This window comes from Streptomyces sp. MB09-02B, assembly GCF_033794485.1.
In the GTDB taxonomy this organism is placed as follows: domain Bacteria; phylum Actinomycetota; class Actinomycetes; order Streptomycetales; family Streptomycetaceae; genus Streptomyces.
Window position 1 is genome coordinate 1 of the sequence record NZ_JARGEE010000834.1, and the last position, 1,519, is coordinate 1,519.

2 protein-coding genes are annotated in these 1,519 nt (G+C 69.9%); both read right to left on the minus strand.

All coding sequences use genetic code 11. From position 1 onward, the window contains the following. A partial coding sequence (locus P1P70_RS44480) for an ATP-binding protein (protein ID WP_319248166.1) occupies positions 1-429 on the minus strand: 429 nt, incomplete at its 3' end. 513 nt (positions 430-942) lie between these two features. Further along, positions 943-1,519: acyl-CoA dehydrogenase family protein (locus tag P1P70_RS44485; RefSeq protein WP_319248168.1), on the minus strand; the 577-nt coding region annotated here is incomplete at its 5' end.

A 1,519-nucleotide genomic window follows, 5' to 3' on the forward strand; every position in this document is an offset into this window, starting at 1 on the left:
GCTCGCCGCCCCCGAAACCCCCGGCACCACCCGGTCCAGTTCGCACCAGATCCGTTTGCCGACGCCCTCATGGCTCCAGCCCCAGCGGTCCGCGAGGACGTCGACGAGGGCGAGGCCGCGCCCGCCCGTCTCGTCGCCGTCCGCGCACCGGGGGGCCGGCGGACACGCGCTGGCGTCGACCACCTCCAGGCGGACCTTGCCGATCAGCCCGTCACGAAGACCGGACAGCAGCAGCCGCAGCACCGCCGGCCGGCCGGTGTGCACGACCGCGTTGGTGACCAGCTCGGAGACGAGGAGGATCAGCGTCTCGGCGAGCGGCTCGTCGTCCCCTATCCCGGACCCGGAGAGCCGTGCACGGGCCCATCTCCGCGCTCGACCCACCTCTGCGGGGTCGGGCCGGATCTCCAGCTGCACTTGAAGCACCTGCACCGCTCACACCATCCGAACCGGCGGACACATCGCCGCACGCCCCTCAGGGGCCACGATCGTGGTCATCTGCTGCCTGGCCGACGCCACCGCCGTCGACACCGTCGGCACCGGGATCACGGTCCGTGATCCCCTTACAGGACAGCATGGTTGACGTACAGTCACCCCAACAAGCGCTTCGGGCATATTCCAGCGCGAAGGAGTACGCGTACGGCATACTGTGCGACGCTCATCGCGGGGAGTCGAACAGACCGGGGCGTCGAGACTCCGGCCCACTTCACGAGTGCCGGACACCGCCGGATCCGGGGCCGCCACAGGGGCAACACCGGCTCGGCTCGACCTCGGAACCACTCGCATCCACCAGAAGGTACCGGAGCGGGACTCCGACTCCAGGCCGTGACAAGTCACGCCTAGGACACAACACGGTATCAACGCTCGGTAATTCCGGTATGCCACGTTCCGCGACATTCCAGCGAACCCCCGCCACACATTCCCTTCCGACCCTGGTCAGCGCGCTCAACCCACTTCGCTCAGCAGTTCCCCCGCCAACAACTCCTCACTCTCCGTGATCGATCCGCCACGTTCCGCCCGTACCCACGCCCGCTTCAGACACAGGTGTACGTCGGCCTCCCAGGTGAACCCCGAACCGCCGTGGACCTGAAGGGAGTCGCGGGCCCCGCGCACTGCCGCATCGTCAGCCAGCAGCCGGGCCGCCGCGATGTCCGCCGGATCGAGGGTCACGGCGGCCGCATAGACCGACACGCGCGCGAGCTCCACCCGGACCAGGAGTTCGGCGCAGAGGTGCTTGACCGCCTGGAACGCGCCGACCGGCCGCCCGAACTGCTCCCGGGTCCGGGCGTGTTGCACGGCCGCCTCACAGGCCCGGACCGCCGTGCCCAACTGCTCGGCGGCGGTGAGCAGTACGAACAGATCATCGAGACGAGCAGCTGGGTCCACCCCCGGCACGCGGTGCAACGGCGTCAACGGGTCCACCGACCGCAACGCCACGGCCCCTTCCACGGCCCCCACCACCACGTCCGCCACGGCCCCTTCCACGGACCCCACCACCACGTCCGCCTCGTCCAGCCACTCC